Annotated in this window: 3 protein-coding genes and 2 pseudogenes; all 5 read right to left on the bottom strand. The window is 59.1% G+C overall.

The window, feature by feature from the left end:
* Nucleotides 1–27: 27 nt before the first annotated feature.
* The 5 genes and pseudogenes from PL640_RS25410 to PL640_RS25390 all read right to left on the bottom strand — a co-directional run bounded on the left by PL640_RS25410 (nucleotide 28) and on the right by PL640_RS25390 (nucleotide 6,702).
* A pseudogene (locus PL640_RS25410) lies at nucleotides 28–728 on the bottom strand (IS6 family transposase).
* Nucleotides 729–774: 46 nt separating this feature from the next.
* On the bottom strand, nucleotides 775–1,362 hold the full coding sequence (locus PL640_RS25405; protein WP_269825462.1) for a hypothetical protein: 588 nt from the start codon (nucleotides 1,360–1,362) through the stop codon (nucleotides 775–777).
* Nucleotides 1,363–2,033: 671 nt separating this feature from the next.
* A pseudogene (locus PL640_RS25400) lies at nucleotides 2,034–4,226 on the bottom strand (Tn3 family transposase); the annotation flags it as partial.
* A 51-nt stretch (nucleotides 4,227–4,277) separates the two neighbouring features.
* Nucleotides 4,278–6,080 (bottom strand): DUF4158 domain-containing protein, encoded by a 1,803-nt coding sequence (locus PL640_RS25395; protein ID WP_269825464.1) that lies wholly within the window; start codon nucleotides 6,078–6,080, stop codon nucleotides 4,278–4,280.
* Nucleotides 6,081–6,096: 16 nt separating this feature from the next.
* On the bottom strand, nucleotides 6,097–6,702 hold the full coding sequence (locus PL640_RS25390) for a recombinase family protein (protein ID WP_003501158.1): 606 nt from the start codon (nucleotides 6,700–6,702) through the stop codon (nucleotides 6,097–6,099).
* Nucleotides 6,703–6,887: the final 185 nt, after the last annotated feature.

Raw genomic sequence — 6,887 nt, 5'->3', positions numbered from 1 at the left:
CCGGAAAGGCCAGGGGCTCGTAGATATTCAGGCGAAACAGGCCGCAATTTTCCATGCATCGAAAGCTTCGAGGCGATGGTAGCGAATTGTGTGTGCGGCTCGGCGACGAGATGGAACAGAGAAACAATTGCGGGTCGCTGAGTGCATGGAGACGAACCGTTGCAACGCTCCAGGTGACCGATGACCTTGCATGGTTCGCTCCCGTTTCCTAAACGGCAGATGGCTATTATCAGCCCGATTATTGAGGCCTTGTGCGACCAATGGTCAAGGCCGGGTGCCACTTCTGCCTTTGCTGCACCGTAGGAGCGGAGCTTATCGGTGATGATCCGTTTGGGAGCAAAGCCATAGCGCTTCATTAACGCCACAAGCAGTCGCTTTGCCGCCCTTTTATCACGCCGCTTCTGCAAGATTTCTTCGAGAACGGAGCCATGTTGATCCACCGCACGCCAGAGCCAGAATTTCTCTCCAGCGCATTTGACGACCACTTCGTCCAAATACCAAATATCGCCGGGGCGCGCCTGACGCCGCCGCAAGTTACGCGCGATCTGGGGTCCGAACTTGGCGATCCAACGCCGAACTGTCTCGTATGATACGTCAATTCCACGCTCAAGCAGCATTTCTTCAACTTCACGCAGACTAAGGTTGAACCGCAGATAAAGCCACACCGCATGAGCAATAAGCTGTGGCGGAAAACGGTGACGCTTGAAGATGATATCTGATGTCTGCATCGCCAAAATTTACGCCCAAACCGTCAGGCAGGCAACTGTAGCCCAGTTAACGTGACAACACCTCTTCGGACCGTACCAGAACCGCGTCGATGGCGTCGAGATCAATACCGGGCAGGTCGAGCCCGTCATCCAGACGATGTTCTCTCCCCTCCCCTTTCCGATCCTCTCTACCGACTGCCGCATCGGACACCGCGACGTTTTCGCTTTCCACCACGATGCCGCCATCCCCAGGAGACGGTACCGGCCGCGCCTGGCCGCCATCCCCAAATGAGGCAGCAGGCCCTGCCTGCCGCAGACGGCGCAAGCCGTCCGCGCTCAGTGCCCAGTCGGGCGCCAGCGCTACGATGCGACGTCGGGTCTGCAGCACGTCGCGGGCAATGGTCAATTGATGGCTTGGAGCACGGATATCGCGCGCCGCGTCATGCAGAATGAGATCTTCCATCTCGATCAGTTCGCCGTCGAGCCACAGCGAGGCGCAGGCATCAGCAAAATGGAACCGTTCGATCAGACCTGTGCCAACCGGCGAATGGGCAAGACGTTCGTCGAGACGTGCCAAGGCTGCACTGGCACGGGCCAGCGGCGACAGCAAGGTCTTCAGAGGCAATTGGTCTGGATCGTAACGCATTGAAAACATGGTAAACACATTCTCAAACGGACGCCAGAAGATATTTAATGTCCGGCACTGATGATGCCTTCTGGTTAGTCACATAACATTCGATAAGTAACCCTTATCGAAGCTTATTGATTTGACGCCGCAAATCAGCGAAAGTCAGCGCAAAGGCGCCGTAGAAAGCCCGCTTTCAGAGGTGGCTTCTCTATTCGGCGAGCTAAAGTCAAGCGCTTCGATATTTCACAATCTCCGCATTTCAAAGTCTTTCGCAGGTTCTTGCTTCTCTCCGGAATCGGCGCGTTGGCCCTTCCACTATGGGGTTAGAAGAATGAGGTATCCAATCTCGGTATCGTCCTGATCACCATATGCGACCGGCACTGCCACCTCTACGAACTTACCTCATCCATCGTCCTGCGAAGGACATCTCTCCACGGCGATGTGGATATTTATACAGCTACTGTTCACGCAGCAGCGGGTAAGCCATTCCTAGTCCAGCAAAACTCGGTTCCGTCGCTCCACATGCGGTGCATTATGGGGCTCCGTGGGCATTTCTACATTAATGGCCCAGTCGGCCCGAAGCTGCGATTTTGGCCAAGTTGAAGAACGAATGTTGAACGTTCGTGCCTACCAGGACCGTTCGTCACCACCGATTTCGTGGATATCGACCTCGATGGAGCACGTGTAGCTCTCGGCGATTCGGTGCAATGGCGAAGAACGCCTTCGATCATGGAAGCGACTTCCGAAGACGAGCACCGCTTGAGCTGCGAGTAAACGCAGGTCGCGCGTTTCTCGACGTGCCAGTAGATCATGACGCCGCGCCCACCATAGCGGGCATGCCATTCCGTCATGAGATTGCGGTCCCACGCGCCGAACTTCGTGGAATCGGACGCGCAGGCCGTGCCCGCGTCACCCCAAACGGCTGCGTTGCGGATCGCCAGGGTCGCGTTCGCAACCCGCGCGCAGGCCTCTCTCAGTGCCGGTGCATGGATGAATCGACGATGAACATGCAGCAATTCCTCATAGCTCACATCGGGTGTTGCGCCCGCGACCCGCTTGATCCCGGCATTCGTACCGAGCGCATAGAGGCACAACAAAAGCCGTCGATCCAGCGTTTCTTTCGATAGGGAGACCCTCGACGCCGACGTTTCGAAAGCATCCAGAAGGCCGGTATCGAGTGCAGCCTCCTTCAGCACGTCGAGCAGCCCGGTCATCGGCCAGCGTCCGCCGATCTCGCCTTTGATCGCATCGAGGCCTTTCGGCTCGGGTGCAGGCTTGAACGGTGTGATCGAGATGCGGTTTTCGCCGCGCCACAGCAGCCGGACCTTGTCATTGTCCGGAATATTGGCGTTGAGAAGCAGCAGTTCCCGCTCAAGCTCTGAACGGATGACAGACGTAAACGTCCTCGCGTCTGGTGTCAGGTTGAGGCCGCAATAGTAGGCGTCACGCCGGATTTCGAAGTCTTTGGGAAGATCGTCGTCAGGGTTCCGGTAACGGTCCGCGCCAACGACCCAGATTTCCTTGGAGCGAATGCGGTCGCGCAACTGGGTGAGAACACAAAGCTCGTAGCTGATCCGGTTCACACGTCCATCGCCATCGATGACGGAACTGCGCCACCTGGCGGGAATAACCTCATCAATCGGAATGTCCTGCACCGGCACGAACCGGCAGCCGTCATCCATCTTGCTCCGAATCCAGTCGAGCGCCGCAAGTACCGGGCGCCACACCGTGTTGTTCGACCGGAATTCCAGAACCGAAAGCAAGTCGGGCAGCATGCGCCGGTAATGATTGGCCCAGGAAGAGCGCATCACCTTATATATACGCCGATCGAGCGCCCCTTTCGCCTGGCTCTCCTTGACGATCGCCGCCAGCTTGTCCTTGCCGACAATCGGGAAAATCACATCGCAGACGCGCCCGGACGGTTCCTCGATCGAGGCGCTGGCGATCTCGACCAGCAGCCGTTCCTTTCCGTAGACCCGTTCGATGTCCTTTGCGATATCGCCCACGACCTTGCGTTTCGAACGCGTTCCGATCTTGTGGACCGTCTCGATCAGAAGATCGACCATCGCATCCGTCAGCTGCGCCTCACGGGACAGGAGATAAACCGCATACAGCCCGATCTGCCGCGCAGGTGCATGGCGCCGCATTTCCGAGGCCTTTTCGCCGCCAACGCGACGAACAATCTGCTCCACCCAGGCCTTGCCGGTCGCCGCGAGAAGATCCCGCGGTAGATCGAGTTTCTGAATGAAGGCGAGTTTCGCCGTCATGCCGAGGATGTTGTCGAGCGACGCCTGGCCAGCGTCGCCTTTCATCGTATTGAACCCGGTCTGGCCCTCCGGATCGGCGATTGAAGCCTCCAGCAATGCGACCGTGCTTGCCGAAAGCCGGTCGTGCACGCCGCTCAACCAGCTATCCAGATGGTGCTGCCGTTGCGACCGCACCAGGCGTTCCAACTCCTTGCGCGAAGGCCCGTAAATACGCCGGTCCCGGCACCACAGGAAAACATGCTCGAGCATGGCGCTGACCGACTGCCCGCTCGGGCACAGTTCACTGGAGATCCAAGACGTCAGTTGCTCTCGATCTACCCGCTTCAGACGCCGAAAGCCAAGGTGCTGCAAAATCTCCGCGTAATGCCGGCGGGCGGTGCGGCCGACGAAATCATAGTGGTTCACAGCTTCAACATCGAGGCCGAGCTGCTCGGCCAGATACAAAACACCATCGGCCGGGATCGCCGCATGATCCTGCACAAAGAAGCCGTGCGCGGCGAAGAATTTAAGCTGAACCGCCAATCCCAGCCGCGCTGGCTCCGGTTTGCCGTTCACAAAATCAATGTCGGAAAAGCTCAGGCTCCAGCGTCCAATCAGATTTCCACTCGAAAGACCAAGACTCATAACTCCACTCCTTTTACCGGAGCGGAGCGTCATTCCCCGCCAAGTCAGCCGTCAACCACAACCGCCGTGTTCCCACAACGTTCTTCGACTTGGCCAAAATCGCAGCTTCGGGCCGACCGGGCCAAGCAGGCTGGTGATCCTGATCCGTGGCACCAGAACATATAGTCGGCGGCTGAGCGCGACGATGCTGTCGCGCTCCTCCTCGCGGATCGGCGAGATCGACAGGCCCTTGTCGGAAATCGCTGCATCCGGAATAGCATTGGCAGCCGCCGCCTTTGCCAGCTCTTTCAGCTTCGCATCGAGCGTGGCGGTCCGTTCTGCTCGCCATTCGGCAAAGCTGTCGGGGAGTGCGAGCCCGAGCCGCCCCTCGGCGCGCATCAGCTCGAAGATCGGCCGAGGCAGAAGATAATCCTCGAAACTGCGCCATGCCCGGCTGCCTTCGACCCAGATGTCACCGGCCCTCAGACGCTCTCGCAGGTGAACGAGGACCGCCACTTCCCAGGCGCGCAGGTCGATATCGGCACTGTTCGGGCGCACGCAGCGTCGCCATTTGCGGGTCAGAAAGGCGAGCGGCACCTGCGCCGGCAATTTCCGGCCGCCATAGAGCGCGCGCAGATGGTCCACTGCTACAAGGATCGGATCATCAGCACGAAACGACCGGAACGAGAACGTGCGGAACATCAGTCTGCCCAGCTTGCGCAACGATTTGTGCCGCTTGATGAGCTCGTCGAATTCGTTACTGCGATCAGGGTGGACGACAGATCTGGCTGCCGCCATGCTGGCGACCAATCCGTCCCAGCCGAGGGAGGCTGCGATCGCCGATGCAAGATCGGTTTTGCTCGCACGAGCGGCCAGAAGCGCCTCGCCGAGCTTGAGATGCTCAAGCGCCACCCCATCAAGAACCTCGGCCTCTTTTAGCCGGCGTTCCGTGCGGCTGATCTCGGCCTTGCGGCGGTTGCTCCCAATCATTTTGCAGAACATGTCGATCGTCAGGTCGGTGATCGACGCCTGTCTCTCGATGACGAAGGCGGCCAGCGTGGCGTAGCGACGTTCGGATGTCAGGCGTCGTATCTCCCGGGCATGCAGAATGCGTGCATCCCTGGCGATGATGCCGTAGCGATTGGCATGGATCGTCTTGCGACGGTCGTCGGGAATGGCGGCTGAGCGCAATACCTCGAGGCGGGCGATCAAGCCTTTGAGGTTCTTCAGCTTCGCCCCTTCAGGTGCTTCCGCAATCCAGCCAAGGTGGCTCCGATCGCCGGCCCGCTCAGCGAGGAGCTGATCAAGCGCCTCGATCGAAGGCTGCTCCAGATCCCGGATCAATTCGCGATAGGCTTGTCGACGCGCCGCCGCCCGGCCGGCCAGTGCCAGACGGATCAGCAGCTCCGGCATAGGAACGAGCAACTTTCGTTCCTTCAAGGCTTCGATCACGGCCTTGGCGATCGGCGCACCTTGTTCAGTGGCCGCCGCCTCGCGTGCCGCCGCCGTTATCAACTCGCGATAGTCACTCGTCCGGACAGGCTGAAGCTCCAGTGCAGAGACGATCTCGCGCGCGTGTTCCCGGCGCGTTTCGTCGCGCTGGGCGTAGAACTCGAACACTGCAGGGTCGATGCCCAGCTGGTCGGCGACAACAGAGACAACCGCCTGAGGTGGAACTTCGCCTATTCGCAGCAGACGGCCCAGATCACGCATCAGTGCGAGTTGGATCGCAAAGCCAAGCCGATTATGCGACCGGCGATGCTCCTTGACGAAGACAATATCCTCGGAAGTCAGTGCATAGCGCGCTTGCGCATCTTCATAAGCTTCGGGTGGTTCGAATAAAACGGCACGCGATTGCTCATCGAGAAACGCCATCAGCCACGGTCACTCGTCAAACTACGGTTTCGGGCGTGCCGGTCTTGCCGGGGCCTGTCCATCCAGTCCGCTTCAACGTGTCGATCAAGGTCGAGCGCGCCACCTTGAACGTCCGGCACACGGACGCCTTGCTGGCGCCAGCTTCCAAAGCAGCTAGAACCTGCTCGACCTTTTCCGCATCGATCGTTGGAGGTCTCCCGCCCTTACGGCCACGTCGGCGAGCCGCCGCCAGGCCGGCATTGACCCGCTCGGTGATCAGCACTCTCTCGTATTCTGCAAGCGAGCCGAACAGGTTGAACAGAAACGCGCCGTGCGAATTCGTGGTGTCGATCGCCTCCGTGAGAGATCGGAAGGCGACACCACGTTCCTTCAAATCCTCGACGATGCGGATCAAGTGGGAGAGTGACCGGCCTAACCGATCTATCTTCCAGACGACCAGGACATCGCCTTCGCGCAATTCGCCGAGGCATGCCTTCAGACCCGGCCGGTCATCACGCGCTCCGGAAGCGCGATCCTGATGGAGATGGCGCTCATCGACCCCGGCCGCGAGCAGGGCATCGCGCTGCAAGGCAACCGACTGGCGCTCGTCACTACTCGATACCCGCATGTAACCGATCAACATGTGCGACAAACCTCAAATCAGGTGTTGCCGCACAGCCTAACATTCCGACAGGGTTTGTCGCGCAAAAAATGGCCCTATTGCGTGGCCAGTTTGCCCCGCGATCACGGTGAGCGGAAATCATGTGTTTCCCGTCACCTGCAAAATGCCCTTAGCGTGTATTAATGTAGAAATGACCACAGAGCCCC

Source organism: Agrobacterium sp. ST15.16.024, from assembly GCF_027956545.1.
GTDB lineage: Bacteria > Pseudomonadota > Alphaproteobacteria > Rhizobiales > Rhizobiaceae > Agrobacterium > Agrobacterium cucumeris.
The sequence above is the reverse complement of the archived record's forward strand: the minus strand, read 5'-3'. Positions and strand labels throughout refer to the sequence as shown.

Bases quoted from the DNA above. Each gene is read 5' to 3' on its own strand.
- PL640_RS25390 (WP_003501158.1), bottom strand. From the start codon at position 6,702: ATGTTGATCGGTTACATGCGGGTATCGAGTAGTGACGAGCGCCAGTCG.
- PL640_RS25395 (WP_269825464.1), bottom strand. From the start codon at position 6,080: ATGGCGTTTCTCGATGAGCAATCGCGTGCCGTTTTATTCGAACCACCC.
- PL640_RS25405 (WP_269825462.1), bottom strand. From the start codon at position 1,362: ATGTTTTCAATGCGTTACGATCCAGACCAATTGCCTCTGAAGACCTTG.